This is a genomic window from Pelomonas sp. KK5, assembly GCF_001984095.1.
Lineage (GTDB): Bacteria > Pseudomonadota > Gammaproteobacteria > Burkholderiales > Burkholderiaceae_C > KK5.
The window spans coordinates 1-24,625 of sequence record NZ_LYVQ01000092.1; the positions used below are offsets into that span (position 1 = coordinate 1).

Genomic DNA, 24,625 nt, shown 5'->3' on the forward strand with positions numbered 1-24,625 from the left:
CCCCCACCTACCGCATCGCCCCCAGCATCCTCTCGGCCGACTTCGCCCGCCTGGGCGAGGAAGTCCGCAATGTGCTGGCCGCCGGCGCCGACTGGATCCACTTCGACGTGATGGACAACCATTACGTGCCGAACCTGACCTTCGGCCCGATGGTCTGCGAGGCGCTGCGCAAGCATGCGGTCAAGCCCGACGGCACGCCCGCGCCGATCGACGTGCACCTGATGGTGGAGCCGGTCGACGCGCTGGCCGTGGCCTTCGCCAAGGCCGGCGCCGACCTGGTGAGCTTCCATCCCGAGGCGTCCAAGCATGTGGACCGCACGCTGCAGCTGATCAAGGCCGAGGGCAAGCAGGCGGGCCTGGTGTTCAACCCGGGCACGCCGCTGGACGTGCTGGACTGGGTGATCGACAAGGTCGACCTGGTGCTGATCATGAGCGTCAACCCCGGCTTCGGCGGCCAGAGCTTCATTCCTTCCGCGCTGAAGAAGCTCGAGCAGGCGCGCCGCATCATCGAGAAGAGCGGCCGCGACATCCGGCTGGAGATCGACGGCGGCGTGAAGGTCGACAACATCCGCCAGATCGCCGATGCGGGCGCCGACACCTTCGTGGCCGGCTCGGCGATCTTCGGCAAGGCGGACTACAAGAGCGTCATCGATGCGATGCGCGCCGAGTTGGCGAAATGACCAGAGTCCTGTTCGTCTGCCTCGGCAACATCTGCCGCTCGCCCACCGCCGAGGCGGTGCTGCGGGCGCGGCTGCCGGAGCTGAAGGATGTCGCCTCGGCCGGCACCAGCGCCGTCGGCGGGCCGATGGACGCGCGCGCCGCCGCCGCGCTGGAGCGGGCGGGCATCAAGCCGCCGCGGCGCTTCCGCTCGCGCCAGTTCGACCCCGCTGATTTCGAGCGTTATGACCTGATCCTGGCGATGGACGGCTACAACCTCGCCGACCTGCTCAAGAACAAGCCCGAGGGCGCGCGCGCCCAGGTGCGCCGCCTGCTGGACTTCGTGCCGGCGCTGGCGGGCCAGGACGTGCCCGACCCGTACTACGGCCCGGCCGCCGGCTTCGACAACGCGCTGAAGCTGATCGAGCAGGGCATCGCCGGCGTCGGCGAGGCGATCCGCAACGGACGCCTGTAAGAGCACCGCTCCGACCGAGGGCCGCGCCCTCGTCCTACACCTGGCCCTGCCGGGCTGCTCCTAGAGTTGTTCCATCCGAACAAGCCAGGAGACCCGCATGCCTTCTCATGCACGTTCCCGGCTGGCCCTCGCGGCGGCAGCGCTCGGTGCGTTGCTGATGACCGCCTGCGCCAGCACCCCGCCGCCCGATGCGGAGCTCGCCATCTCCAGCGCCGCGGTCAACAGCGCCGTCAGCGCTGGCGCGGCCGAGTCCGCCCCGACCGAACTGCGCATGGCCCGCGAGAAGCTGGACCGCGCGCGCGCTGAACGCGACTCGCGCCGCAACGACGTGGCGCTGGCCCTGGCCCGCGAGGCCACCATCGACGCCCGCCTGGCCGAGCAGAAGGCCCTGGCCGCCCGCTCGCGCAAGTCCGCCGACGACCTGCAGCAGGCCAACCAGGCGCTGGCCGACGAGGTCAACCGCAAGTCGAACTGAGTGATGAACCGAGGTATGCCATGAACAAGAACATGACGTCGAAGATCAGCGTCCTCGCCGGTGCGGCGATGGCCCTGGCCCTGTCCGCCTGCAGCAGCCTGCAGGCGGACAACCCCACCCTGATGGACGCCCACGCGGCCTACAACGCGGCGGCCGGCGACCCGGCCACGCAGGAATACGCCGGCGGCGAGATGCTGCAGGCCAAGGCCGCGCTGGACCGCGCCGACCGTGCCTACAGCGAACACGAGCAGCCACGCCACGTCGACCATCTGGCCTACGAGGCCCGCCAGAAGGTCGCCATCGCCACCGAGGTGGCGCAGCGCAAGGGTGCCGAGCGCAGCGCGGAACAGGCCAAGCTCGAACGCGACCGCATCCGACTGGAGGCCCGCACCCGCGAGGCTGACAACGCCCGCATGGACGCCGAGAACGCCCAGGCCCAGGCGCAGGCCGCGCAGGGCCAGGCGCTGATCGCACAGCAGCAGGCCGACGCCGCCCGGCGCGACGCCGAGAACGCCCAGGCCAATGCCGCCGATACCCAGGCGCGCAACGCCGAACTGGTGATCCTGCTGCAGGAGCTGAACGCCAAGCAGACCGACCGCGGCATGGTGGTGACGATCAACGACGTGCTGTTCGACACCGACCGGGCGGAGTTGAAGCCCGGCGCGATGCGCAGCATCGAGAAGCTGGCCAAGCTGCTGCGCGAGGACGCGGGCCGCAAGGTGCAGGTGGAAGGCTTCACCGACAGCACCGGCACCGCGGCCTACAACGAGTCGCTGTCGCAGCGCCGGGCCGAATCGGTGCGCCAGGCGCTGATCGGCCAGGGCGTCACCGGCGACCGCATCGGCGCCCGCGGCCTCGGCGAGTCCTATCCGGTGGCCAGCAACGACAGTGCCTCGGGCCGCCAGATGAACCGTCGGGTCGAGATCCTGCTGGCCGATCTGCACGGCCAGGTGGCGCGGCGCTGAGACGAAGCCCCTCGCCCAGTCTCGCGGCGCTGAACGCGCGCGAGTCTTGTCGGTCCCCCGAGGGGACGACGCCACCCGACGCATCGAGCGCCGGGTGACGCCTGCGGGCCGGCTTGGGGCGGCCCGGCGCTCGGCCCGCGATGGCTCGTGCCATCACGCCCGCTTCAGCGCCAGCGCGAGCTGGGCGCCGAGGCGGGCGTTGTTCTTGACGAGGGCGATATTGGTGGCGAGGCTGCGACCGCCGGTCAGCGATTTGATCCGATCCAGCAGGAAGGGCGTGACGGCCTTGCCGGCAATGCCTTGCACATCGGCCTCGGCGAGCGCGGCCTCGATGATCGCGTCGATCTCCGCCTTCGGCATGGCCTGCGCACCGGGCACCGGATTGCTGACCACGACGCCCCCTCCCAGCCCTAACGCCCATTTCGCACGGATGAAGCGCGCCAGCGCCGCCGGCTCGTCGAGGCGGAAGTCGGCCTTGAAGCCGCTGTCCGGCGTGTAGAAGGCGGCGAAGTTGTCCTGCCCCGTGCTGAGCACCGGCACGCCGTGGGTCTCCAGGTATTCCAGCGTCAGCCCGATGTCCAGGATGGACTTGGCCCCGGCGCAGACCACGGCCACCGGTGTGCGGGCCAGTTCCTGCAGGTCGGCCGAGATGTCGAAGGACGCCTCGGCGCCGCGGTGCACGCCGCCGATGCCGCCGGTGACGAAGACCTCGATGCCGGCCAGCGCCGCGCAGATCATCGTCGCGGCCACCGTGGTGGCGCCCAGGGCGCCGGTGGCGACGGCATAGGGCAGGTCGCGGCGGCTCAGCTTGAGCGCCGGCTCGCGGGCCAGGCGTTCGAGCTGCGCGTCGTCCAGGCCGATGCGGATGCGGCCATCGATCACCGCGATGGTGGCCGGCGTCGCGCCCTCGTCGCGCACGATCTGCTCCACCTGCCGTGCGGTCTCGACGTTATGGGGCCAGGGCATGCCGTGGGCGATGATGGTCGACTCCAGCGCGACAACGGGCCGCCCGTCGGCAAGCGCGGCGGCAACTTCGGGGCTGTGGTCGAGGAAGCGGAGGGCGGCGGTCTTGTCCATCGCGCGAGTGTCGCGCGTCGCGTGGCTCAGGCGGAAGCGGCCACCCGTTCCAGGAACAGCGCGGCGCGCTGCGCGTCGCCGGCTTGCGCGATGGCGGCTGCGCATTCCTCCAGCCAGGCCTGGAAGCGCGATTCGCTGTCCACCTCGCGGGCCCGCTCGCGCAATGGCTGGTCGCGGCCGGCCAGCATGCGCGCGGCCAGGTCCAGCGCGAAGAACTTGGCGCGCACCAGGCGGGCGGCGCGCTCGGCGTTCGTCGGTGGCGTTGGCACTGCGGCCTGCGCTTGCTCCTCGCCCCAGGCGACCAGCGCCGCGGCCCGCAACTGCTCGAAGGCTTCGGGCGCCACCAGGCCCAGGCCTGCAGCGACGCTGCGCAGCTCGGCGAAGCTGCGCCGGCCGTCGATCGTGATCAGCAGCATGCGCAGGCCGGGCGCCAGGCGCTGGCGCGCCGCCGGCTGCTGGAGCAGCGCGCGGGCGGCGTCGGTCTTGCGGGGGATGAGGTGATCGAACATGGCGCGCGTCCATCATCGACGCCGCTTGTGAAACGACTGCGACAGCCCGATGACAACGACGAGGGCTTGTCAACCGGCTTTCACAATGAAGCCCTATCGTCGCGCGCCATGGCTTTCTCTTCCCTGCGTGGGCGCTCGCGAGGCCGGGCCGCGAACCTGATCGATCTCGCCATGCTGGAGGCGCTGTATGCCTCGTCGACGGCCCTGGCCGCGATCGACCTCGGGTCCAACAGCTTCCGGCTTGAGGTCGGGCGCGTGCTGCCCGAGGGCGGCTACGAGCGGCTGCATCTGCGCAAGGAGATGGTCAGCCTGGGTACTGCCTTGTGTGAGCGGAGCCTGCTGTCGCAGGAAGCGATCGGGCGGGGCCTGCGCTGCATCGAGCAGTTCGCCGCCGACCTGGCGCTTCTGCGGCCACGCCGCGTGCGCGCGGTGGCCACGCAGACGCTGCGCGAGGCGCGCAACCGCGACGAGTTCCTGGAGCGGGCCGAGGCGCTGCTGGGCCTGCCGATCGAGCTGATCAGCGGGGACGAGGAAGGCCGGCTGATCTTTGCCGGCGTGTCCTTCCTGCACCCCTCGCCACGGCCGCGGCTGGTCATCGACATCGGTGGCCGATCCTCGGAGCTCGCGATCGGCCGCGGGCGCGACCTGCACGCGGTGCGTTCGCTGCCGGTCGGCAGTGCCAGCCTGTCGCAGCGTTTCTTCGCAGACGGCGCGATGTGCGCGGCGGGCTTCCGCGCCGCGCAGCAGGCCGTGGCCGAGGCGATGGCCGGCGCGCCGCTGGCGGCCTTCGCGGCGCCGCGCTTCGACGAGGCGATGGGCTCCTCCGGCACCGCCGGCACCATCGCCGCGGTGCTCGAGCGCAATGGCATCACCGACGGAGCGCTGACCCGGGACGGCCTGCGCTGGCTGATCGAGCACTGCGTGGCGCGCGGCCATGTGGCGGCGCTCGAACTGCCCGGCCTCAAGGAGCGCCGCCGCAGCGTGCTGCCCGGCGGCCTCGCGATCCTCTACACGCTGATGGTCCATTGCGGCATCGAGCGGCTGGAGTCGGCCAAGGCGGCGCTGCGCCAGGGCGTGATCGTGGACCTGCATGAGCGCAGCCCGGCGCAGGAGCCGGAGTCGGCCGCGTGTGGCGCAGAGGCCTGACGGCCTCAGTGCGCCGGCTGATCCGTCAGCGTCTTCAGGAAGGCCACCACGTCGGCGATGTCCCGCTCGCTCAGGGCGGGCGGCTCGCCCGGCTTCTGGCCGAAGGGCGGCTCCGTGTTGACGTTGCCGTGCGCCGCGGCTGGCAGGTCGTCGTACTTGCGCACACGGCCCTGCGCATCGCGCGGGTAGAAGCGGCCGGGCCGGCTGTCGCGCTGGGCGTAGAAGCGCACCGCCTCCTCGAGGCTGCGCATCGCGCCGTTGTGGAAGAAGACGCTGCGGGTCGCGACGTTGCGCAGCGAGGGTGTCTTGAACAGCCCGCAATATTCGGGGTGCTCGCGCAGGTCGGTGCGCAGCGGGCCGCACAGGCCCTGGTCGGTGAAGCGCGGGTCGCGGTTGGCCGGGATGGCCGGGTTGCGCGGCACGCCCAGCGCGATGAAGCCCATGTCGGTGAACAGGGGGAAGGCGCCGCGCTTGACCGCGCCCGGATGGCAGGCGGCGCAGTTGCCCTTGCCCGCATCGTTGAACACCGACAGGCCGCGCGCCTCGGCCGGGCTCAGCTGCGCCTGGCCGCGCAGGTAGGCGTCGTACTTGCTGCGGAACGGCGAGAAGTCGGCCGGGCTCTGCTGGAACACCTCCAGCGCCAGCACCAGGCCGTTCCAGGCCCGTTGCGGGTCATCGAGCACATGGGCGCCGAAGGTCGCGCGCATCGCCGGGGCGGCGGGCGATGCGGACAGCCGGGCGATGACCGCGCGGCGATCGGTGTTGGCCATCTCGAAGGGCGAGAGCAGCGGGGCTTCGGCCTGCTCGTGGGCCGAGGCGGCGCGGCCGTCCCAGGCGAAGCCGCCGGTGGGGCCCTGGTCGGCGCTGTCGTTGCCGTCGTTGTCGAAGAAGTGCTCGGAGAAGGGCGGCGTCGTCTGCCGGTACATCAGCGAGGGCGCGGCGCGCACGCCCGGCCGCTTGCCGTCGGGGCCGGCCAGTTGCACGGCCAGCGCATTCGGCGGGCCATAGGCATGCGCGGGATCGTGGCAGGCCGAGCAGGACACCCGGCCCGAGGCGGACAGCGCGGGCTCCGAGAACAGGCGGCGGCCGAGTTCGGTCAGCTCCTGCGGGCTGGCGCGGCGCTCGAACGCAGTGGCGTAGAAGGCAGTGGGCTTGCCGGTGTCGGCGGCCGGCGCCGTGGCGGCGACCAGCATCAGCAGCAGGAACGAGGCGGGCAGGGACCGGAGCATCCGGCCGAGCCTAGCCGAGTCTCGTGATGCTGGCGTGACACCGTGGACCGGGGTGCCTTGCCGACACGGCCTTGTCACGAAGTGATCGCAGACTCGACGGTAGCGCCCGAATGTCCGGGTGAAGCCAAGCACCAGAAGCCATGAAGAAAACATCGTTCCGCCCGTACGCCCTGTTGACGCCGGTCGCCCTGGCCTCCCTGCTGTCGCTGGGTGGCTGCCTCGAAGGCGAACCCAACGACGTGGACATCACGACCCAGCTGAAGTCGCGGGTGCAGAACATCGTCGTCATCTACGCGGAGAACCGCGCCTTCGACAACCTGTACGGCAACTTCCCCGGCGCCAACGGCCTGAGCACCGTCGTCGACAGCAGCGGCAAGGTCACCGCCACCTACGTGGTGCAGAAGGACCGCGACGGCGCCACCACGCTGGCCACGCTGCCGCCGGTCTGGGGTGGCGTGACCGCCGCCGGCAGCAGCGTGACCGTGACGCAGGCGCAGAGCGCCGGCCTGGCCAACGGGCCGTTCAACATCGGCACCGCCTTCAAGGCCAGCGCCAATGCGACGATCGACGGCAGCGTCGTCACCCGCGACCTGTACCACCGCTTCTTCGAGAACCAGATGCAGATCAACGGCGGCAAGAACGACATGTTCGCCGCCTGGGCCGATGCCGGCGGCCTGGTGATGGGCTACTTCGACTACAGCGCTTCTCCGCTGTACAAGCTGGCCCAGCAGTACACGCTGGCCGACAATTTCTTCCAGGGCGCCTTCGGCGGCTCCTTCCTGAACCACCAGTACCTGATCTGCGCCTGCGCGCCCGAGTTCCCGAACGCCGACACGGCGGCCGCCAAGCCGACCATCGCCGTGGTCGACAAGAACAGCGACGGCAGCTACACCTCCAGCCTGACCCGCGCGAGCACCTCCAAGGCGTCCGCACTCGACGGTACCGCGACTTTCACGCTCAGCGGCAACATCACCCCGGCCAACTACTTCGGCGACGGCAAGTTCTACGCGGTCAACACGATGCAGGCGCCGTACCAGCCCAGCGGCAACGCGCCGGCCGGTGTCTCCGGCAGCGGCGCGCTGTTCGCCGACACCAGCAAGGCCACGACGCTGCCGCCGCAGACCCAGCAGAACATCGGCGACCTGCTGAGCGCCAAGAGCGTCACCTGGGCCTGGTACGCGGGCTCGTGGAACGCCGCGCTGCAGGACGGCATGCAGGCCTCGACCGCGCCGCGCTCGGTGATCTACGCCGGCAACTCCAACGGCGTGGCCACCACCGCCAACGTGGACTTCCAGCCGCATCACCACCCGTTCAACTACTACGCCAATTTCGATCCGGTCAGCCACGCCACCGATCGCACGACCCACCTGAAGGACTACAACGACCTGGTTGCCGACGCCGCCGCCGGCACGCTGCCCTCGGTCGTGTTCTACAAGCCCGAGGGCCTGTACAACCAGCACCCCGGCTACGCCAACATCGCCAACGCCGACCAGAAGATCGCCGACCTGGTGGCCAAGCTGCAGGCCAGCCCGCAGTGGAAGAACATGGTGATCGTCGTCACCTACGACGAGAACGGCGGCCAGTGGGATCACGTGTCCCCGCCCAAGGGCGACAAGCTGGGCCCCGGCACCCGCATCCCCGCGCTGATCATCTCCCCGCTGTCCAAGGCCGGCACGGTGGACCACACCCAGTACGACACCGCCTCGGTGCTGCGCCTGATCACGCGCCGCTTCGGCCTGGACGTGCTGCCGGGCCTGGCGGCGCGCGACGCCGCGCTGAAGACGGCCGGCGGCCAGCCGATGGGTGACATGACCAACGCGCTGCGGCTGAACTGATGGTGCGCTGAGGCATGGGCGGCACAATGCGTCGATGAGCCTTCTGACGCCACCTGCCGCCTTCATCGTCGACCTCGACGGCACGATGGTCGACACCCTCGGCGACTTCGTCGCCGTCCTGAACCGTGTGCTGGACGAACTGGCCCTGCCGCCGGTCGGACGCGACTTCGTCGAGCTCACCGTGGGGCAGGGCAGCGAGCACCTGATCCGCAGCACGCTGGCCCATGTGGGCGGCGATGCGGCGCTGTACGAACGGGCCTGGCAGCGCTACCAGCATCACTACACCGAGCTGAACGGCCTGCACTCGGAGGTCTTCCCCGGCGTCGTCGAGGGGCTGGACCAGCTGCGCGCCACGGGGCGGCCGATGGCCTGCCTGACCAACAAGCCGGCGGCCTTCGCCCGCGAGCTGCTGGCGAAGAAGGGCCTGTCAGGCTATTTCGACAAGGTCTTCGGCGGCGACGACTTCGCGCGCAAGAAGCCCGACCCGCTGCCGCTCCTGAAGACCTGCGAAGCGCTGGGCACGAGTCCCTCGGACACCTGGATGATCGGCGACTCCAGCAACGACGCGCGCGCCGCCGCGGCGGCCGGATGCCCCGTCGTGCTGGTGCGTTATGGCTACAACCACGGGGCCCCGATCGATGCGGTGCCTGCGCTGCAGCACCTGGACCGACTGGATCAGATCGCGCTCAGCGCGCCTTCTGCCCCAGCAGCGCGTCCTTCAGCATGAAGTCGGCCGGCGCCTTGCCCAGCCAGATGCGCAGCAGCGCGGCGTAGAACTCGTATTCCTTGATCGGCGCGCCCTGCTGCACGCCGTTGACGGTGACGATGGCGCCGGTGTTCGGCACCCAGTCGACCGAGAACTCCTCGCCCTTGCGCAGTTCCTTCTTGGCGGCGAACAGCTCGGAGATCTTCAGCACGCCGTTGATCGACTTGGCGAATTCCTCGCGGGTGGAGTTCTCCTCGATGCCCTTGGTGAAGAGCTTGCCCAGGTCGTTGCCGTTGATGTCGCGCAGCGCCACGATGTGGATGCGCTTGGCGCCGGCGCCGTTGATCACGGCGTCCGCGGTCGTGGCCTTGGTGGCGGTGTAGAGGCCGGCGGTGTAGACCTTGAACACGGCCTTGTAGCGGATGCCGGCGCCGTTGAGCTGGAGCTTCTGGCCGCCCACGTCATTGACGGTCTCGTACTTGACCCCGGCGACTTCGACCACCTCGGCCTGGGCACCGAACTGCACGCCGAGCGCGACAGCCAGCGCGAGCAATGACTTGAACATGAGCCAATCCCAACGTTATGGATGGCGTGGATTGTCGGCGTTATGCCGCATCGGCGTCTGCGATGGAGTTCACGCCCCGGCCTGCCGCGATGTCGCTGATACACTGGCCCGCATCATGTTCATCGCGCGCACGCACATCAAGGGGTCGAACGACCGGGGAGCCTGGCCCTGGCGTGGCTGCTCCTCATATTCCGCTGCCGATTGACGACGCCGCCGGCATCACGCTGCCTGGCGGCGCCCTGAATTCCGAGGCGCGCCGCTCCCCATCCTCATGCTGACGTGGATCGCGCGCGCCCTTGCCACAAGGGTCTGACGTGATGATCACCGAACTTGAATTCCAGAGCCTGGCCGCCCAAGGCTACAACCGCATCCCGCTGATCAGCGAGGCCTTCGCGGATCTCGAAACCCCGCTCTCCCTGTACCTCAAGCTCTGCGCCGGCGCCGGCCAGGGGCGCTACAGCTTCCTGCTCGAATCCGTCGTCGGCGGCGAGCGCTTCGGCCGCTACTCCTTCATCGGCCTGCCGGCGCGCACGGTGCTCAAGAGCCATGGCCAGAAGACCGAGGTGCTGCGCGAAGGCCGCGTCGTCGAGACGAACGAGGGCAACCCGCTCGAGTTCATCGAGGCCTACCAGCAGCGCTTCAAGGTGGCGCTGCGGCCCGGCATGCCGCGCTTCTGCGGCGGCCTGGCCGGCTACTTCGGCTATGACGCGGTGCGCTACATCGAGCCCAAGCTGGCGAAGACCGAGAAGGCCGGCGGCCTGGACACGCCCGACGTGATGCTGCTGCAGTGCGAGGAGCTGGCCGTCATCGACAACCTGTCGGGCCGGCTCTATCTGATCGTCTACGCGGACCCCTCGCAGCCGGAGGCCTACTTCCGCGCCAAGAAACGCCTGACCGAGCTGCGCGACAAGCTGGCCTACAGCGTCTCGGCGCCGCAGGTGAAGCGCGGCCAGTCGCATCCGGTGCAGCGCGATTTCGGCAAGGCCGAGTACGAGGCCGCGGTGCTGGCGGCCAAGGAATACATCGCCGCCGGCGACTGCATGCAGGTGGTGGTGGGGCAGCGGCTGGCCAAGCGCTATACCGAGTCGCCGCTGTCGCTGTATCGCGCGCTGCGTTCGCTGAACCCGAGCCCGTACATGTACTTCTACGACATGGGCGACTTCCAGATCGTCGGCGCCTCTCCGGAGATCCTGGTGCGCCACGAGCGCATGGAGAACCACGACGAGCAGGTGACGATCCGCCCGCTGGCCGGCACCCGCCCGCGCGGCGCCACGCCGGCGCTGGACCATGCGCTCGAAGTCGAGCTGAAGGCCGACCCGAAGGAGCGCGCCGAGCACCTGATGCTGATCGACCTGGCCCGCAACGACATCGGCCGCATCGCCGAGACCGGCTCGGTCGAGGTGACCGACGCCTTCGCGGTGGAGCGCTACTCGCATGTGATGCACATCGTCTCCAACGTCGAGGGCACGCTGAAGAAGGGCCTGTCGAACATGGACGTGCTGCGCGCCACCTTCCCGGCCGGCACGCTCAGCGGCGCGCCCAAGATCCGCGCGATGGAGATCATCGACGAGCTCGAGCCGGTCAAGCGCGGCATCTACGGCGGCGCCTGCGGCTACCTCAGCTTCGCCGGCGACATGGACCTGGCGATCGCGATCCGAACGGGGGTGATCCAGGACCAGACGCTGTATGTGTCCGCCGCGGCGGGCATCGTGGCGGACTCGGTGCCGGAGATGGAGTGGAAAGAGACCGAGGCGAAGGCGCGCGCCTTGATCCGCGCGGCCGAGCTGGTCGAGGAGGGCTTCTAAATGCTGCTGATGATCGACAACTACGACAGCTTCACGTTCAACCTCGTCCAGTACTTCGGTGAACTGGGCGCCGAGGTGAAGGTGGTGCGCAACGACGAGATCACCGTCGAGGAGATCGGCGCGCTGAAGCCCGATCACCTGGTGTTCTCGCCCGGCCCCTGCACGCCGACGGAAGCCGGCGTCTGCGTGGAAGCCATCAGGACCTACGTCGGCAAGCTGCCGATCCTCGGCGTGTGCCTGGGCCACCAGAGCATCGGCCAGGCGCTGGGCGGTCGCATCATCCGCGCGAAGACGCAGATGCACGGCAAGGCCAGCACGATCGGCACGGACCAGCGCGGCGTCTTCACCGGCCTGCCCAAGGACTTCAGCGTGATCCGCTACCACTCGCTGGTGATCGAGGAAGCCACGATGCCGGCGGAGCTGGAGATCAGCGCGCGCAGCGAGGACGGCGAGATCATGGGCGTGCGCCACCGCGCGCTGGCGGGCACGAAGAACCCGCTGGAGGGTGTGCAGTTCCACCCCGAATCGATCCTGTCCGAGCATGGGCACGCAATGCTGAAGAACTTCCTGGAGCTTGCCGCATGAGCAACAAACCGGTCGACCTGAGAAGCGATACCGTCACGCAACCGACCGCCGCGATGCGCGCCGCCATGATGGCCGCGCCGCTCGGCGACGACGTGTTCAACGACGACCCGAGCGTCAACGCGCTGCAAGCGGCCCTGGCCGAGCGCCTCGGCTTCGAGGCGGGCCTGTTCATGGCCAGCGGCACGCAGAGCAACCTCTGCGGGCTGATGACGCACTGCCAGCGCGGCGACGAGTACATCGTCGGCCAGTTCGCCCACACCTACCGCTGGGAAGGCGGCGGCGCCGCGGTGCTGGGCTCCATCCAGCCGCAGCCGCTGAACCACCAGCCGGACGGCAGCCTGGCGCTGGCCGACATCGAGGCCAATATCAAGCCCAATGACGCGCACTTCGCGAAGACGCGGCTGCTGACGCTGGAGAACACGATCGGCGGCAAGGTGCTGCCGCTGTCCTACCTGGCCGCCGCATCGGAACTGGCGAAGAAGCACGGCCTGGCGCGGCATCTGGACGGCGCGCGGCTGTTCAACGCGGCCGTGGCTGCCGGTGGCGATCCCTACGCCGCCGCCGTCGACATAACGCGTCACTTCGACAGCGTCTCGGTCTGCTTCTCCAAGGGCCTGGGCGCCCCGGTCGGCTCGGTGCTGCTGGGCAACAAGGACTTCATCAGCCAGGCGCGCCGCTGGCGCAAGATGACCGGCGGCGGCATGCGGCAGGCCGGCTTCCTGGCGGCGGCTGCGAACCACGCGCTCGACCATCACGTCGCGCGGCTCGCCGATGACCATGCGCTGGCGAAGCGGCTCGCCGAAGGCCTGCAAGGCCTGCCCGGCCTCACCGTCGAGGCGCCGCAGACGAACATCGTCTTCGCCGACCTCATCGGCCCCAAGGCCACTGGCCTGATGGAGCACCTCAAATCGCGCGGCGTGCTGGCCACCGGCCTGTACCGGCTGCGCTTCGTCACCCACCTGGACGTCGATGCCGAGGGCGTCGACCGGGCTGTTTCCGCCGTTCGCGAATACCTGGGAGCCTGAGCATCATGGCCATTTCCGATTCCGAAGCCCTGACCCGCGTCATCGAGCACCGCGAGATCTTCCACGACGAGATGCTGGCGCTGATGCACCGGATCATGGGCGGCGAGATGTCGCCGGTGATCGCGGCCGGCCTGCTGATGGGCCTGCGCGTCAAGAAGGAGACCATCGGCGAGATCACGGCCGCCGCGCAGGTGATGCGCGAGCTGTCCAACAAGGTGCCGGTGCCGCCGCATCCGAACCTGGTCGACGTGGTCGGCACCGGCGGCGATGGCGCGCATACCTTCAACATCTCGACCTGCTCGATGTTCGTCGCCGCCGCCGCGGGCGCGCAGGTGGCCAAGCACGGCGGGCGCAGCGTGTCGAGCAAGACCGGCAGCGCGGACGTGCTGGAAGCGCTGGGCGCCAACATCAACCTGGCGCCGGCGCTGGTCGCCGAGAGCGTGCGTAGCTGCGGCATCGGCTTCATGTTCGCGCCCAACCACCATCCGGCGATGAAGAACATCGCGCCGGTGCGCCGCGAGCTGGGCGTGCGCACGATCTTCAACATCCTCGGCCCGCTGACCAACCCGGCCGGCGCGACCAACATCCTGATGGGTGTGTTCCACCCCGACCTGGTCGGCATCCAGGTGCGCGTGATGCAGCGCCTGGGCGCGGAGCATGCGGTGGTGGTCTACGGCAAGGACGGCATGGACGAGGTGTCGCTCGGCGCCGCCACGCTGGTGGGCGAGCTGAAGAACGGCGAGGTGCGCGAGTACGAGATCCATCCCGAGGACTTCGGCCTGGCCATGGTCAGCAACCGCAGTCTCAAGGTGGCCGGCCCGGAGGAATCCAAGCGCATGCTGATCGGCGCGCTGGAAAACGAGGAGGGCGCCGCCCGCGACATCGTGATCCTGAACGCCGGCGCCACGCTCTATGCGGGCAATGTGGCTGATTCGATCGCCGGCGGCATCGCGCTGGCCCGTGAAGCCATCGCCAGCGGCGCCGCCCGCAAGAAGCTCGACCAGTTCGTCGCGACGACCCAAGCCCTCGGAAAGTAAGCAGTCCTCATGTCCGACATCCTGAACAAGATCGTCGAGGTCAAGGTCGACGAAGTGGCGGCGGCGCGCAAGCATCGCTCGCTGGCCAGCATCCGCGAGGAGGCCGAGGGCCGCACCGACGTGCGCGGCTTCGAGGCCTCGCTGCGCCGCAAGATCGCCGCGGGCCAGGCCGGCGTGATCGCCGAGATCAAGAAGGCCAGCCCCAGCAAGGGCGTGATCCGGCCGGACTTCCAGCCGGCGGCCATCGCCGAGAGCTACGCGAAGCACGGCGCCGCCTGCCTGAGCGTTCTGACCGACGAGAAGTTCTTCCAGGGGGCTAACGCCTACCTTCAGCAGGCCCGCGCCGCCTGTGATCTGCCCGTCCTGCGCAAGGACTTCATGATCGACGAGTACCAGGTCTTCGAGGCCCGGGCGATCGGGGCCGACTGCATCCTCTTGATCGCCGCCTGCCTGGACGATGCGCAGATGGCCGACCTGGAAGCGGTGGCGCACCACCTGAAGCTGGACGTGCTGGTCGAGGTCCACGACGGCGAGGAACTCGAACGTGCCCTGAAGCTGAAGACGCCGCTCGTCGGCATCAACAACCGCAACCTCCGCACTTTCGAGGTCAGCCTGCAGACCAGCATCGGCCTGCTGCCCAAGGTGCCGGCGGACCGGCTGCTGGTGACCGAATCCGGCATCGTCACGAAGTCCGACGTGCAGCAGATGCGCGCGGCGAACGTGAACGCCTTCCTGGTCGGCGAGACCTTCATGCGGGCGCCTGACCCGGGCGTGGCGCTGGAAGGGCTGTTCGCTTGAGCATGATGAATTTCGCTGTCGACCCCGGATGGCAGCCGGTGCTGGACGCCTGGCGTGCCGGCCCGGCCGGGCAGAAGCTGCTGGCCTATCTCGCCGAGCGCGAGGCGGCCGGCGCGACGATCTATCCGCCGGACCCGTTCCGCGCCTTGCGGCTGACGCCGTTGGCCGACGTTCGCGTCGTGATCCTCGGCCAGGATCCGTATCACGGCCCTGGCCAGGCGGAGGGCCTCGCCTTCTCCGTGCAGCCCGACCTGCGCAAGCTCCCGCCGAGCCTGAAGAACATCTTCAAGGAGTTGCAGCGCGACCTGGGCCAGCAGCCGCCGATGAACGGCCACCTGGGCGAGTGGGCCCAGCGCGGCGTGCTGCTGCTCAACACCAGCCTGACGGTCGAGGACGGCCAGCCCGCCAGCCACGCCAAGCGCGGCTGGGAGCAACTGACCGATGCGCTGATCGCGGCCGTGGCGGCCGATCCGGCGCCCAAGGTCTTCATGCTGTGGGGCGCGCACGCGCAGGCCAAGGCGCCGCTGATCGAGGAAGGCCACGGCCACCTGATCCTGCAATCGAATCACCCTTCGCCCTTGTCGGCATCCCGCCCGCCGGTGCCCTTCATCGGCAACGGGCATTTCTCCACCGCACGTCACTGGTTATCCGAGCGGGGCCGGCCGATCGATTTCGGTCTCTGAATGAAAAACGGCCACCTCGCGGTGGCCGTTTCATTTCGGGGCACTGAGAAAAGAATCAGTCCTTGATTTCCAGCGACTTGTTCAGCCCCAGCGCCGCGCCGGTGCAGGCCGCGCCGGACAGCAGATACAGGCTGAGGTAGGCCAGCCCGAAATGGGCCGACAGGCCCAGCGCCACCAGCGGCGCGAAGGCCGCACCCACCAGCCAGCCGAAGTCGGAGGTCAGCGCCGCGCCGGTGTAGCGATAGCGCGGGCCGAAGTTGGCGGACGTGGCGCCGGCGGCCTGGCCGTAGGACAGGCCCAGCAGCGCGAAGCCGATCAGGATGAACAGGTTCTCGCCCAGCACGCCGGCGTTCAGCAGCGTCGGCGAGAAGCCGCTGAACACGGCGATCAGCATGGCCAGCACACCCAGCGTGTTGCGGCGGCCGTAGCGGTCGGCGATCCAGCCGGAGGCGATGGTGCCGGCGAAGCCCAGAACCGCGCCGATCAGCTCGATCGTCAGCACGTCATTCACCGGCTGCGAGGCGTGCAGCACGATCCAGGACAGCGGGAACAGCGTGACCAGGTGGAACAGCGCATAGCTGGCCAGCGCGGCGAAGCCGCCGATCACCACGTTGCTGCCGCGGTTCTGGATCAGTTCACCGACGGGCACCGGCTCCAGCTCGTTCTGCTCCAGCAGCGCGTCGTACTCGTTGGTGACGACCAGGCGCAGGCGGGCGAACAGGGCCACGACGTTGATCGCGAAGGCCACGTAGAACGGGTAGCGCCAACCCCAGTCCATGAAGTCCTCGGGCTCCAGGCTGCTGTGCAGGAACAGGAACAGCGCGGCGGCGACCAGGAAGCCGATCGGCGCGCCCAGCTGCGGCACCATCGCGTACCAGCCGCGGCGCTTCTCCGGCGCGTTCAGGGCCAGCAGCGAGGGCAGGCCGTCCCAGGAGCCGCCCAGCGCGATGCCCTGGAAGAAACGCAGCACCGACAGCAGGCCGATCGACCACGCGCCGATGTGGGCATAGCCCGGCAGGAAGGCGATGCCGGCGGTGGACACGCCCAGCAGGAACAGCGCGCCGGTCAGCTTGATGCCGCGGCCCCAGCGCTGCTGGATCTTCATGAAGATCACCGTGCCGATCGGGCGGGCGATGAAGGCCAGCGCGAAGATCACGAAGGACCACAGCGTGCCTTCCAGCCGCAGCTCGAAGGGGAAGAAGATTTCCGGGAACACCAGCACCGAGGCGATGCCGTAGACGAAGTAGTCGAAATACTCCGACGCGCGGCCGACGATCACGCCGACGGCGATCTCGCTGGGCTTGATGCCGTCATGCGAAGTATGGGCGCGGGTGTCGCGCTCCATCTCCCGGGGCGAGAGATTGTGCTGGTCATGGCTGCTGATGCTGGACATCGTGCGTGCTCGCGTCTAACGTGGAATTTCTACGGATCGACCGGAGGGCCGATTCCCAGGCTATTCCCGGGAGGTTCGCAGGATCGCATTGCTCGGACTTTGATGCCATAGGACAAAACGTCCAATACCCTAACGGCCGGCTTCGACGTAGATTCTGCGCGCCTCCTCGAAATTGCCCAAATCCGATTCCCAATCCCAGCAAGACCGTATGAAGACCCTTCGCAGCCTCATGCTGTCGCTGCTGCCCGTCGTTTTGCTGGCGGGTTGCAACACAGTGGTCCTGAATCCTTCCGGCGACATCGCGTCGCAGCAGGCCAAGCTGGTCGTGCAGTCGACCGTGCTGATGCTGCTGATCGTCGTGCCGGTGATCGTGCTGACGCTGTGGTTCGCGTGGAAGTTCCGCGCCTCCAACAAGGCCGCCGACTACCGTCCCGACTGGGATCACTCCACGCAGCTGGAGCTGATCATCTGGGCGGCGCCGCTGCTGATCATCATCGCCCTGGGCGCGCTGACCTGGATCAGCACCCACACGATGGACCCGTACCGAGGCCTCAAGCGCATCGACGCGCAGCGCAAGGTCGCCGCCGACACGAAGCCGCTGGTGGTGGAAGTGGTGGCGCTGGACTGGAAGTGGCTGTTCATCTACCCCGAGCAGGGCATCGCCCTGGTCAATGAAGTGGCTGCGCCGGTGGACCGCCCGATCCAGTTCAAGCTGACGGCCTCCAACGTGATGAACGCCTTCTACGTGCCCGAGCTGGCCGGCATGGTCTACGCGATGCCCGGCATGCAGACGCAGCTGCACGCGGTGAGCAACAAGCCTGGCAACTTCGAAGGCTTCTCGTCCAACTACAGCGGCGCGGGCTTCTCGCACATGAAGTTCCGCTTCCTGAGCCTGAGCGATGCCGACTTCGCCGCCTGGGTGGAGAAGAACAAGGCGGCCGGCGGCGCGGGCCAACTGTCGCGCGGCGAGTACCTGAAGCTGGCCCAGCCCAGCGAGAAGGAGCCGGTGCGCCGCTACGCCTCCGTGGAGCCGGGCCTGTACGACGCGATCTACAACCGCTGCGCCGAGCCGAACAAGATGTGCCAGAAGGACATGATGGCCATCGACGCCAGCGGTGGCCTGGGCGGCGCGCCCGGCATCTACAACCTCGCCAAGCTCGACGAAGCCACGCTGCGCAAGCTGGGCATCAGCGAGCTGCGCACGGACAAGGGCCGCACCTACGTGGCCGCGCTGTGCACGCCGGCGAACCCCGGCGGCATCACGCCCACGGCGCAGACCGTGTCTGCGAACGAAGAGCCGGCTGCCCGGCAATAACGATCAAGCCAGACGCCATGACCATGGACATCCAGACCCTGCTGCTCGGCCGCCTCGGCTGGGACGCGATCCCCTTCCACGAGCCCATCCTGCTCGCCACCTTCGCCATGGTGGCGCTCGGTGGCGCGGTGGTGCTGGGCGCACTGACCTACTTCAAGCTTTGGGGCTACCTCTGGCGCGAGTGGTTCACCAGCATCGACCACAAGAAGATCGGCATCATGTACATGGTGCTGGGCATCATCATGCTGCTGCGCGGCTTCGCGGACGCGGTGATGATGCGCGCCCAGCAGGCGCTCTCCTTCGGCGACAACAACGGCTTCCTGCCGCCGCACCACTACGACCAAGTCTTCACGGCGCACGGCGTGATCATGATCTTCTTCGTGGCGATGCCGCTGGTCACCGGCCTGATGAACTACGTCGTGCCGCTGCAGATCGGCGCGCGCGACGTGGCCTTCCCCTTCCTGAACAACTTCAGCTTCTGGATGACCACCTCCGGCGCGGTGCTGGTGATGATGTCGCTGTTCGTCGGCGAATTCGCGCGCACCGGCTGGCTGGCGTATCCGCCGCTCTCGGGCATCCTGGCGAGCCCTGACGTTGGCGTGGACTACTACATCTGGTCGCTGCAGATCGCCGGTATCGGCACGCTGCTGTCGGGTGTGAACCTGCTGGTGACAATCGTCAAGATGCGCGCGCCGGGCATGGGCCTGATGCGCATGCCGGTGTTCACCTGGACCGCGCTGTGCACGAACACGCTGATCATCGCCGCCTTCCCGGTGCTGACGGCCGTGCTGGCCCTGCTCTCGCTGGACCGCTACGTCGGCACGAACTTCTTCTCGAACGACTTCGGCGGCAACGCCATGATGTACGTGAACCTGATCTGGATCTGGGGCCACCCCGAGGTCTACATCCTGGTGCTGCCGGTGTTCGGCGTGTTCTCGGAAGTCGTCGCCACCTTCTCGTCCAAGCGCCTGTTCGGCTACGCGTCGATGGTCTACGCGACGCTGGTGATCACCATCCTGTCCTACCTCGTCTGGCTGCACCACTTCTTCACGATGGGCAGCGGCGCCAGCGTGAACAGCTTCTTCGGCATCACGACGATGATCATCTCGATCCCGACCGGGGCGAAGATCTTCAACTGGCTGTTCACGATGTACCGCGGCCGCATCCGCTTCGAGGTGCCGATGCTGTGGACGGTGGGCTTCATGGTCACCTTCGTGATCGGCGGCATGACCGGCGTGCTGCTGGCCGTGCCCCCGGCGGACTTCGTGCTGCACAACAGCCTGTTCCTGATCGCCCACTTCCACAACGTGATCATCGGCGGCGTGCTGTTCGGCCTGATGGCGGGCATCAACTACTGGTTCCCGAAGGCCTTCGGCTTCAAGCTCGATGATTTCTGGGGCCGCTGCTCGTTCTGGTTCTGGCAGATCGGTTTCTGGTTCGCCTTCACGCCGCTGTACGTGCTGGGCCTGATGGGCGTGACCCGCCGCCTGAGCCACTTCGAGGACCCGTCGCTGCAGATCTGGTTCCAGATCGCCGCCTTCGGCGCGCTGCTGATCGCCGCCGGCATCGGCTGCTTCCTGATCCAGATCGCGGTCAGCATCAAGAACCGCGAGAAGCTGCGCGACGTGACCGGCGACCCGTGGGACGGCCGCACGCTCGAATGGAGCACTTCGTCTCCGCCGCCCAACTACAACTTCGCCTTCACCCCGGTCATCCATGACAGCGATGCCTGGTGGGACATGAAGAAGGGCGGCTTCCAGCGCCCGACCAGCGGTTTCATCGACATCCACATGCCGAAGAACACCGGCGCCGGCATCATCCTGGCGGGCCTGTCCACGGTGTTCGGCTTCGCGATGATCTGGCACATGTGGCTGATCGCCGCGGTGGGCTTCGCCGCGACGGTGATCTACACGATCGTCCATACCTTCAACTACAAGCGCGACTACTACATCAAGGCGGACGAGGTCGTCCGCACTGAAGGCGAGCGCACCCGGATGCTGGCAGCATGAGTAACACCCACGCGATCAACACCGCTGCAACGGGCAGCGAGCGCTTCTACCTGAAGGAAGAGCATCACGTCGAGAACGGCACCCTGCTCGGGTTCTGGCTCTACCTGATGAGCGACTGCCTGATCTTCGCCTGCCTGTTCGCGGTCTACGGCGTGCTGGGCCACAGCTATGCGGCCGGCCCTTCGGGCAAGGAGCTGTTCGACCTGCCGCTGGTGGCGCTGAACACGTCCATGCTGCTGTTCTCGTCGATCACCTACGGCTTCGCGGTGCTGCAGATGCAGGCCAACAAGGTGAAGGGCATGCTCTTCTGGCTGGCCATCACCGGCCTGTTCGGCCTGGCCTTCCTGTACTTCGAGCTGTATGAGTTCGCGCACCTGATCCACGAGGGCGCGGGCCCGCAGCGCAGCGCCTTCCTCAGCAGCTTCTTCACGCTGGTCGGCACGCACGGCCTGCACGTCACCTTCGGCATCGTCTGGCTGATCGTGCTGATGGTGCAGGTCGGCAAGCATGGCCTCAGCAACGCCAACCGCCGCCGCCTGTACTGCCTGTCGCTGTTCTGGCACTTCCTGGACGTGGTCTGGATCGGCGTGTTCACCTTTGTCTACCTGATGGGATCGATGGCATGAGCGGCAATCACCACTCTTCTCATGACGGCCACGAAGACTATGGCTTCGAGGTGCCGCACAGCAGCTTCAAGGGCTATGTCACCGGCTTCATCCTGTCGGTGATCCTGACGGCGATCCCGTTCTGGCTGGTGATGGCCAAGGTCTTCGACAAGCCCAGCACGACGGCGCTCGTCTGCCTGGCCTTCGGCGCGGTGCAGATCGTCGTCCACATGATCTATTTCCTGCACATGAGCACGAAGAGCGAAGGCGGCTGGTCGATGCTGGCGCTGATCTTCACGATCGTGCTGGTGGTGATCACGCTGAGCGGCTCGATCTGGGTCATGTATCACATGAACGCGAACATGATGCCGCAGATGACCCCGGGCGAGATGAAGCAGATGCCCTGACGATGGCCCTGGGCAATCGGAAACGAGGAGCGGCGCTGGCTTTGCTGGCGCTGCTTTTTTTTGGCTTCTGCGCACTGGGCGTGTGGCAGGTCGAGCGGCGGGCGTGGAAGCTGGCGCTGATCGATCGCGTTGAAGCACGGGTGCATGCCGCGCCGGTCGAGCTGCCGTCGGCGTTCGGCGATGACGAGTACCTGCATGTGCGCGTCAGCGGGCGCTACCGCTACGAGGCGCAGGTGTTCACGCAGGCGGTGACGAAGGAAGGCTCGGGCTACTGGGTGATGACGCCGCTGCTGCGGGCCGATGGTTCGCAGTTGCTGGTCAATCGCGGCTTCGTGCCGGCCGAGTCGCGCGAGGCGGTGCGCACCGGGCCTGACGGCGAGGTTCAGCTGACCGGCCTGCTGCGCTTGAGCGAACCCGGCGGCGGCTTTCTGCGCAAGAACGAGCCGGCCGCCGGCCGCTGGTTCTCTCGGGATGTGGAGGCTATCGGTGGTGGAAAGTTCCTGCCCGGCCGTTTCCTCGATGCGGACGCGGCGCCGGCCGGCACGTTGCCTGCATTGCCCATAGGCGGGCTGACGGTGATCTCGTTCCACAACAGCCATCTGGTGTACGCGCTGACCTGGTTCGGCCTCGCCCTGATGTGCGTCGGCGCGGGCTGGCTCGTGTTGCGGCAACAATCCGCGCATGCTTAGCCCCGACGGCCTCACCACCGGCTTCAAGAACATGCAGCAGCTGATCCAGCTGCGCTGGGTCGCGGTGCTGGGGCAGTTCGTCACCATCGAGCTGGCCTACCGCGGCCTGGACATCCCGCTGCCGATCGACCTGATGCAGGTCGTGCTCGGCTGCCTGGTGGCCTTCAACGGCGCGAGCCTCTTGCGCTGGCACCGGCAGCGCGAGGTCAGCAACGCCGAGCTGCTGGGGGCCCTGCTGGTGGACGTGGCGCTGCTGACGGCGCAGCTGTACCTCAGCGGCGGCGCCAGCAACCCCTTCGTGTTCCTCTACCTGCTGCAGGTGATCCTCGGCGCGGTGCTCTTGCAGCCGCGCTCGACCTGGATCCTGGTGGCCGTCACCAGTGCCTGCTTCGCTCTGCTGGCGCTGTTCGCCAAGCCGCTGCCGCTGCCGCAGGACATGGAGATCGAGGGCCTGTTCATCTGCTTCGTGCTGAGCGCCGGCCTGCTGGTCTTCATGATCACCCGCATCACCCGCAACCTGCGCGAGCGCGATGCGGGCCTGGCCGCGCTGCGCCAGCGGGCGGCCGAGGAGGAGCACATCGTCCGCATGGGCCTGCTGGCCTCCGGCGCGGCGCACGAACTCGGCACGCCGCTGGCGACGCTGGCGGTGATCCTGGGCGACTGGCGGCGCATGCCGGCCTTCACCTGCGACCCCGAACTGCTGGAGGAGGTGGTGGAAATGCAGACGCAGGTGCTGCGCTGCAAGGCTATCGTCAGCGGCATCCTGATGTCGGCCGGCGAGGCGCGTGGCGAGGATTCGGCGCGGACCACCGTCTGCCAGTTCATCGACGGCCTGGTGGCCGAATGGCGCACCACGCGGTCCGTCGAGAAGTTCCGTTATGAGAACAGGTTCGGAGACGACCTGCCGATGGCCGCCGACTCCGCCGTCAAGCAGATGATCTGCAACGTGCTGGACAATGCGCAGGAGGCGTCGCCGCGCTTCATCGCGGTGGAACTGCGGCGCGAGGACGAGGCGCTGGTGCTCGCCGTTACCGACGCCGGCCCGGGCTTCCCGGCGGCGATGCTGGCGACGCTGGGCAAGCCCTACCAGTCCACCAAGGGCCGGCCCGGCAGCGGCCTGGGGCTGTTCCTGGTGATGAACGTGGCGCGCACGCTGGGCGGCAGCGTCACCGCCCGCAACCGCGACGATGGCCCCGGCGCCGTGGTGACGCTGACCCTGCCGCTCGCGGCGCTGACGCTGGATGATGAGGATGATGGAAGAAGCTGAAGAGCAGCAGCGCCACCTGCTGATCGTCGAGGACGACGCCGCGTTCGCGCGCACGCTGGCCCGCTCCTTCGAGCGGCGCGGCTATGCGGTCGCCCATGCCAGCAGCCTCGATGAACTGCAGCCGCTGCTGGAAAAACAGACCCCCGGCTATGCCGTCGTCGACCTCAAGCTCAACGGCGAGGCCTCGGGCCTGGCCTGCGTGCAGGCGCTGCACGCGCACGATCCGGAGATGCTGATCGTCGTGCTGACCGGTTTCGCCAGCATCGCCACCGCCGTCGAGGCGATCAAGCTCGGCGCCTGCCACTACCTGGCCAAGCCCTCCAACACCGACGACATCGAAGCGGCCTTCGGCCGTGCCGAAGGCAGCACCGAGGTCGAGCTGACCAACCGGTCCTCGTCCATCAAGACGCTCGAATGGGAGCGCATCCACGAGACGCTGGCCGAGACCGGCTTCAACATCTCGGAAACCGCCCGCCGCCTGGGCATGCACCGGCGGACCCTGGCCCGCAAGCTCGGCAAGCAGCAGGTCAAATAGCCGGTCCCATAGGGCTGCTACCAATCGCAGACATGGTTCTAGATTGGTATTGTTGAGGCCGAGGTAGCGGCCGCTCCGCATTGCTGCGGAGTGAATCCCATGTCAAAGCAGTGACAAGGCTCGGTGACCATTGACGCGGTGTTCCGCGTGGTACTAAACTGGTATTAATAATGAACACCAGCCTTATTGTTTCCTCTGGCGCGGAGCCGCGTTATCTGATCGGCGTGGACGGCGGCGGCACCGGCACCCGGGTGCGCCTGGCCACCGTCGACGGCGCTGAGCTCGCCCAGGGCGAGTCCGGCCCGTCCGCCCTCGGCCAGGGCGCCGAGCAGGCCTGGCGCCACATCGGCGAGGCGATCGCTGCCGCCGCCCGTGTGGCGGGCATCGAGCCGCCTGCGCCGTCCGCCTGCGCGATCGGCCTGGGTCTCTCCGGCGTCAGCATCGAAGCCAAGGTCCGCGATTTCATCGAGCAGCAACCCGGCTACGCGCTGCTGGCCCTGGACAGCGACGGCTGGACCACGCTGCTGGGCGCCCATGCGGGCCAGCCCGGCGTGGTGCTGGCGGCCGGCACCGGCACCATCGGCGAGGCGCTGCGGCGCGACGGCTCGCGGGCCGTGAGCAGCGGCTGGGGCTGGATCGGTGGCGATGAAGGCAGCGGCGCCTGGCTGGGCCTGAAGGCGATCGGCCATGCGCAGCAGGTGCTGGACGGCCGGGCCGAGGCGGGCTCGCTGTCGGCAGCGGTGCTCGACGTGGTCGGCCGCGAGCGCAGCGCGATCCTCGCCTGGAAGGTGGCCGCGGGCCAGGCGGGCTTCGCGACGCTGGCGCCGCTGGTG

Annotated in this window: 26 protein-coding genes; 21 read left to right on the plus strand and 5 right to left on the minus strand. The window is 68.3% G+C overall.

What is annotated here, in order from left to right; genetic code table 11:
• The 4 genes from rpe to B0W88_RS15750 form a co-directional block, all read left to right on the plus strand.
• On the plus strand, window positions 1-680 hold a 680-nt coding region (rpe, locus tag B0W88_RS15735), incomplete at its 5' end, for a ribulose-phosphate 3-epimerase (protein WP_233151727.1).
• Window positions 677-1,132, plus strand: a complete 456-nt coding sequence (locus B0W88_RS15740; protein ID WP_077035595.1) for a low molecular weight protein-tyrosine-phosphatase — start codon at window positions 677-679, stop codon at window positions 1,130-1,132. The genes rpe and B0W88_RS15740, both read left to right, overlap by 4 nt.
• A gap of 97 nt (window positions 1,133-1,229) precedes the next feature.
• On the plus strand, window positions 1,230-1,607 hold the full coding sequence (locus B0W88_RS15745) for a DUF4398 domain-containing protein (protein ID WP_077035596.1): 378 nt from the start codon (window positions 1,230-1,232) through the stop codon (window positions 1,605-1,607).
• A 20-nt stretch (window positions 1,608-1,627) separates the two neighbouring features.
• Window positions 1,628-2,572, plus strand: coding sequence for an OmpA family protein (locus tag B0W88_RS15750; protein WP_077035597.1), 945 nt, complete (start codon window positions 1,628-1,630; stop codon window positions 2,570-2,572).
• Between the two features lie 153 nt (window positions 2,573-2,725).
• Here the strand turns inward: B0W88_RS15750 and B0W88_RS15755 are convergent, their stop codons facing one another.
• The gene (locus B0W88_RS15755) at window positions 2,726-3,649 is read right to left on the minus strand and encodes a pseudouridine-5'-phosphate glycosidase (protein ID WP_077035598.1); all 924 of its coding nucleotides are present in this window, start codon (window positions 3,647-3,649) and stop codon (window positions 2,726-2,728) included.
• 26 nt (window positions 3,650-3,675) lie between these two features.
• A complete protein-coding gene (locus tag B0W88_RS15760) occupies window positions 3,676-4,158 on the minus strand; it encodes a hypothetical protein (protein ID WP_077035599.1) in 483 nt (160 codons plus the stop codon).
• A 108-nt stretch (window positions 4,159-4,266) separates the two neighbouring features.
• Here B0W88_RS15760 and B0W88_RS15765 point away from each other — a divergent pair, with 108 nt between their 5' ends.
• Entirely contained in the window at window positions 4,267-5,304 is a 1,038-nt protein-coding gene (locus B0W88_RS15765) for a hypothetical protein (RefSeq protein ID WP_077035600.1), read from the plus strand.
• A 5-nt stretch (window positions 5,305-5,309) separates the two neighbouring features.
• Here B0W88_RS15765 and B0W88_RS15770 read toward each other — a convergent pair whose 3' ends face one another.
• The gene (locus tag B0W88_RS15770; protein WP_077035601.1) at window positions 5,310-6,533 is read right to left on the minus strand and encodes a cytochrome-c peroxidase; all 1,224 of its coding nucleotides are present in this window, start codon (window positions 6,531-6,533) and stop codon (window positions 5,310-5,312) included.
• Window positions 6,534-6,673: 140 nt separating this feature from the next.
• Between B0W88_RS15770 and acpA the strand changes: the two genes are divergently transcribed.
• Window positions 6,674-8,368: an acid phosphatase gene (acpA, locus tag B0W88_RS15775; RefSeq protein WP_077035602.1), complete on the plus strand. Its 1,695-nt coding sequence runs from the start codon at window positions 6,674-6,676 to the stop codon at window positions 8,366-8,368.
• Window positions 8,369-8,402: 34 nt separating this feature from the next.
• Window positions 8,403-9,095 (plus strand): phosphoglycolate phosphatase, encoded by a 693-nt coding sequence (gene gph, locus B0W88_RS15780; RefSeq protein WP_077035603.1) that lies wholly within the window; start codon window positions 8,403-8,405, stop codon window positions 9,093-9,095.
• Here gph and B0W88_RS15785 read toward each other — a convergent pair.
• Window positions 9,055-9,639 (minus strand): chalcone isomerase family protein, encoded by a 585-nt coding sequence (locus B0W88_RS15785; RefSeq protein WP_077035604.1) that lies wholly within the window; start codon window positions 9,637-9,639, stop codon window positions 9,055-9,057. The two genes, gph and B0W88_RS15785, sit on opposite strands and share 41 nt — an antisense overlap.
• A 317-nt stretch (window positions 9,640-9,956) precedes the next feature.
• On the opposite strand from B0W88_RS15785, the gene trpE reads away from it, so the two are divergent.
• The 6 genes from trpE to B0W88_RS15815 are packed head-to-tail and all read left to right on the plus strand — an operon-like array spanning window position 9,957 to window position 15,572.
• Window positions 9,957-11,444 (plus strand): anthranilate synthase component I, encoded by a 1,488-nt coding sequence (gene trpE, locus B0W88_RS15790; protein WP_077035605.1) that lies wholly within the window; start codon window positions 9,957-9,959, stop codon window positions 11,442-11,444.
• Complete coding sequence (locus B0W88_RS15795) at window positions 11,445-12,029, plus strand: aminodeoxychorismate/anthranilate synthase component II (RefSeq protein ID WP_077035606.1); 585 nt, start codon at window positions 11,445-11,447, stop codon at window positions 12,027-12,029.
• Window positions 12,026-13,054: a low-specificity L-threonine aldolase gene (ltaE, locus tag B0W88_RS15800; RefSeq protein ID WP_077035607.1), complete on the plus strand. Its 1,029-nt coding sequence runs from the start codon at window positions 12,026-12,028 to the stop codon at window positions 13,052-13,054. Before B0W88_RS15795 ends, ltaE begins: the two co-directional genes overlap by 4 nt.
• A gap of 5 nt (window positions 13,055-13,059) precedes the next feature.
• The gene (gene trpD, locus B0W88_RS15805; RefSeq protein ID WP_077035608.1) at window positions 13,060-14,091 is read left to right on the plus strand and encodes an anthranilate phosphoribosyltransferase; all 1,032 of its coding nucleotides are present in this window, start codon (window positions 13,060-13,062) and stop codon (window positions 14,089-14,091) included.
• Window positions 14,092-14,100: 9 nt separating this feature from the next.
• A complete protein-coding gene (gene trpC, locus B0W88_RS15810) occupies window positions 14,101-14,889 on the plus strand; it encodes an indole-3-glycerol phosphate synthase TrpC (protein ID WP_077035609.1) in 789 nt (262 codons plus the stop codon).
• 5 nt (window positions 14,890-14,894) lie between these two features.
• Entirely contained in the window at window positions 14,895-15,572 is a 678-nt protein-coding gene (locus B0W88_RS15815) for a uracil-DNA glycosylase (RefSeq protein WP_233151728.1), read from the plus strand.
• Window positions 15,573-15,627: 55 nt separating this feature from the next.
• Here the strand turns inward: B0W88_RS15815 and B0W88_RS15820 are convergent, their stop codons facing one another.
• Window positions 15,628-16,965 (minus strand): MFS transporter, encoded by a 1,338-nt coding sequence (locus tag B0W88_RS15820; RefSeq protein ID WP_083748815.1) that lies wholly within the window; start codon window positions 16,963-16,965, stop codon window positions 15,628-15,630.
• A gap of 208 nt (window positions 16,966-17,173) precedes the next feature.
• Here B0W88_RS15820 and cyoA point away from each other — a divergent pair, with 208 nt between their 5' ends.
• From cyoA to B0W88_RS15860, 8 genes are all read left to right on the plus strand, one after another.
• The gene (gene cyoA, locus B0W88_RS15825) at window positions 17,174-18,280 is read left to right on the plus strand and encodes a ubiquinol oxidase subunit II (protein ID WP_083748816.1); all 1,107 of its coding nucleotides are present in this window, start codon (window positions 17,174-17,176) and stop codon (window positions 18,278-18,280) included.
• Window positions 18,281-18,297: 17 nt separating this feature from the next.
• The gene (gene cyoB / locus B0W88_RS15830) at window positions 18,298-20,289 is read left to right on the plus strand and encodes a cytochrome o ubiquinol oxidase subunit I (RefSeq protein ID WP_077035611.1); all 1,992 of its coding nucleotides are present in this window, start codon (window positions 18,298-18,300) and stop codon (window positions 20,287-20,289) included.
• Window positions 20,286-20,915, plus strand: a complete 630-nt coding sequence (cyoC, locus tag B0W88_RS15835) for a cytochrome o ubiquinol oxidase subunit III (RefSeq protein ID WP_077035612.1) — start codon at window positions 20,286-20,288, stop codon at window positions 20,913-20,915. The genes cyoB and cyoC overlap by 4 nt, the downstream gene beginning before the upstream one ends.
• Entirely contained in the window at window positions 20,912-21,301 is a 390-nt protein-coding gene (cyoD, locus tag B0W88_RS15840) for a cytochrome o ubiquinol oxidase subunit IV (protein WP_077035613.1), read from the plus strand. The genes cyoC and cyoD overlap by 4 nt, the downstream gene beginning before the upstream one ends.
• A gap of 2 nt (window positions 21,302-21,303) precedes the next feature.
• Window positions 21,304-21,990: an SURF1 family protein gene (locus B0W88_RS15845; protein WP_077035614.1), complete on the plus strand. Its 687-nt coding sequence runs from the start codon at window positions 21,304-21,306 to the stop codon at window positions 21,988-21,990.
• Complete coding sequence (locus B0W88_RS15850) at window positions 21,983-23,257, plus strand: ATP-binding protein (protein ID WP_077035615.1); 1,275 nt, start codon at window positions 21,983-21,985, stop codon at window positions 23,255-23,257. The genes B0W88_RS15845 and B0W88_RS15850 overlap by 8 nt, the downstream gene beginning before the upstream one ends.
• On the plus strand, window positions 23,241-23,792 hold the full coding sequence (locus tag B0W88_RS15855) for a response regulator transcription factor (RefSeq protein ID WP_369973891.1): 552 nt from the start codon (window positions 23,241-23,243) through the stop codon (window positions 23,790-23,792). The genes B0W88_RS15850 and B0W88_RS15855 overlap by 17 nt, the downstream gene beginning before the upstream one ends.
• Before the next feature lie 170 nt (window positions 23,793-23,962).
• The coding region (locus B0W88_RS15860) for a BadF/BadG/BcrA/BcrD ATPase family protein (protein ID WP_144006792.1) at window positions 23,963-24,625 on the plus strand (663 nt) is incomplete at its 3' end.

Coding starts and splice junctions, on each gene's coding strand:
- B0W88_RS15795 (WP_077035606.1), top strand. CDS start 11,445: ATGCTGCTGATGATCGACAACTACGACAGCTTCACGTTCAACCTCGTC.
- B0W88_RS15760 (WP_077035599.1), bottom strand. CDS start 4,158: ATGTTCGATCACCTCATCCCCCGCAAGACCGACGCCGCCCGCGCGCTG.
- gph (WP_077035603.1), top strand. CDS start 8,403: ATGAGCCTTCTGACGCCACCTGCCGCCTTCATCGTCGACCTCGACGGC.
- B0W88_RS15820 (WP_083748815.1), bottom strand. CDS start 16,965: ATGTCCAGCATCAGCAGCCATGACCAGCACAATCTCTCGCCCCGGGAG.
- trpD (WP_077035608.1), top strand. CDS start 13,060: ATGGCCATTTCCGATTCCGAAGCCCTGACCCGCGTCATCGAGCACCGC.
- trpC (WP_077035609.1), top strand. CDS start 14,101: ATGTCCGACATCCTGAACAAGATCGTCGAGGTCAAGGTCGACGAAGTG.
- B0W88_RS15755 (WP_077035598.1), bottom strand. CDS start 3,649: ATGGACAAGACCGCCGCCCTCCGCTTCCTCGACCACAGCCCCGAAGTT.
- B0W88_RS15745 (WP_077035596.1), top strand. CDS start 1,230: ATGCCTTCTCATGCACGTTCCCGGCTGGCCCTCGCGGCGGCAGCGCTC.
- cyoA (WP_083748816.1), top strand. CDS start 17,174: ATGAAGACCCTTCGCAGCCTCATGCTGTCGCTGCTGCCCGTCGTTTTG.
- acpA (WP_077035602.1), top strand. CDS start 6,674: ATGAAGAAAACATCGTTCCGCCCGTACGCCCTGTTGACGCCGGTCGCC.
- B0W88_RS15855 (WP_369973891.1), top strand. CDS start 23,241: ATGATGGAAGAAGCTGAAGAGCAGCAGCGCCACCTGCTGATCGTCGAG.
- cyoD (WP_077035613.1), top strand. CDS start 20,912: ATGAGCGGCAATCACCACTCTTCTCATGACGGCCACGAAGACTATGGC.
- B0W88_RS15765 (WP_077035600.1), top strand. CDS start 4,267: ATGGCTTTCTCTTCCCTGCGTGGGCGCTCGCGAGGCCGGGCCGCGAAC.
- ltaE (WP_077035607.1), top strand. CDS start 12,026: ATGAGCAACAAACCGGTCGACCTGAGAAGCGATACCGTCACGCAACCG.
- B0W88_RS15850 (WP_077035615.1), top strand. CDS start 21,983: ATGCTTAGCCCCGACGGCCTCACCACCGGCTTCAAGAACATGCAGCAG.
- B0W88_RS15785 (WP_077035604.1), bottom strand. CDS start 9,639: ATGTTCAAGTCATTGCTCGCGCTGGCTGTCGCGCTCGGCGTGCAGTTC.
- cyoB (WP_077035611.1), top strand. CDS start 18,298: ATGACCATGGACATCCAGACCCTGCTGCTCGGCCGCCTCGGCTGGGAC.
- B0W88_RS15815 (WP_233151728.1), top strand. CDS start 14,895: ATGAATTTCGCTGTCGACCCCGGATGGCAGCCGGTGCTGGACGCCTGG.
- B0W88_RS15740 (WP_077035595.1), top strand. CDS start 677: ATGACCAGAGTCCTGTTCGTCTGCCTCGGCAACATCTGCCGCTCGCCC.
- B0W88_RS15845 (WP_077035614.1), top strand. CDS start 21,304: ATGGCCCTGGGCAATCGGAAACGAGGAGCGGCGCTGGCTTTGCTGGCG.
- cyoC (WP_077035612.1), top strand. CDS start 20,286: ATGAGTAACACCCACGCGATCAACACCGCTGCAACGGGCAGCGAGCGC.
- B0W88_RS15750 (WP_077035597.1), top strand. CDS start 1,628: ATGAACAAGAACATGACGTCGAAGATCAGCGTCCTCGCCGGTGCGGCG.
- B0W88_RS15770 (WP_077035601.1), bottom strand. CDS start 6,533: ATGCTCCGGTCCCTGCCCGCCTCGTTCCTGCTGCTGATGCTGGTCGCC.
- trpE (WP_077035605.1), top strand. CDS start 9,957: ATGATCACCGAACTTGAATTCCAGAGCCTGGCCGCCCAAGGCTACAAC.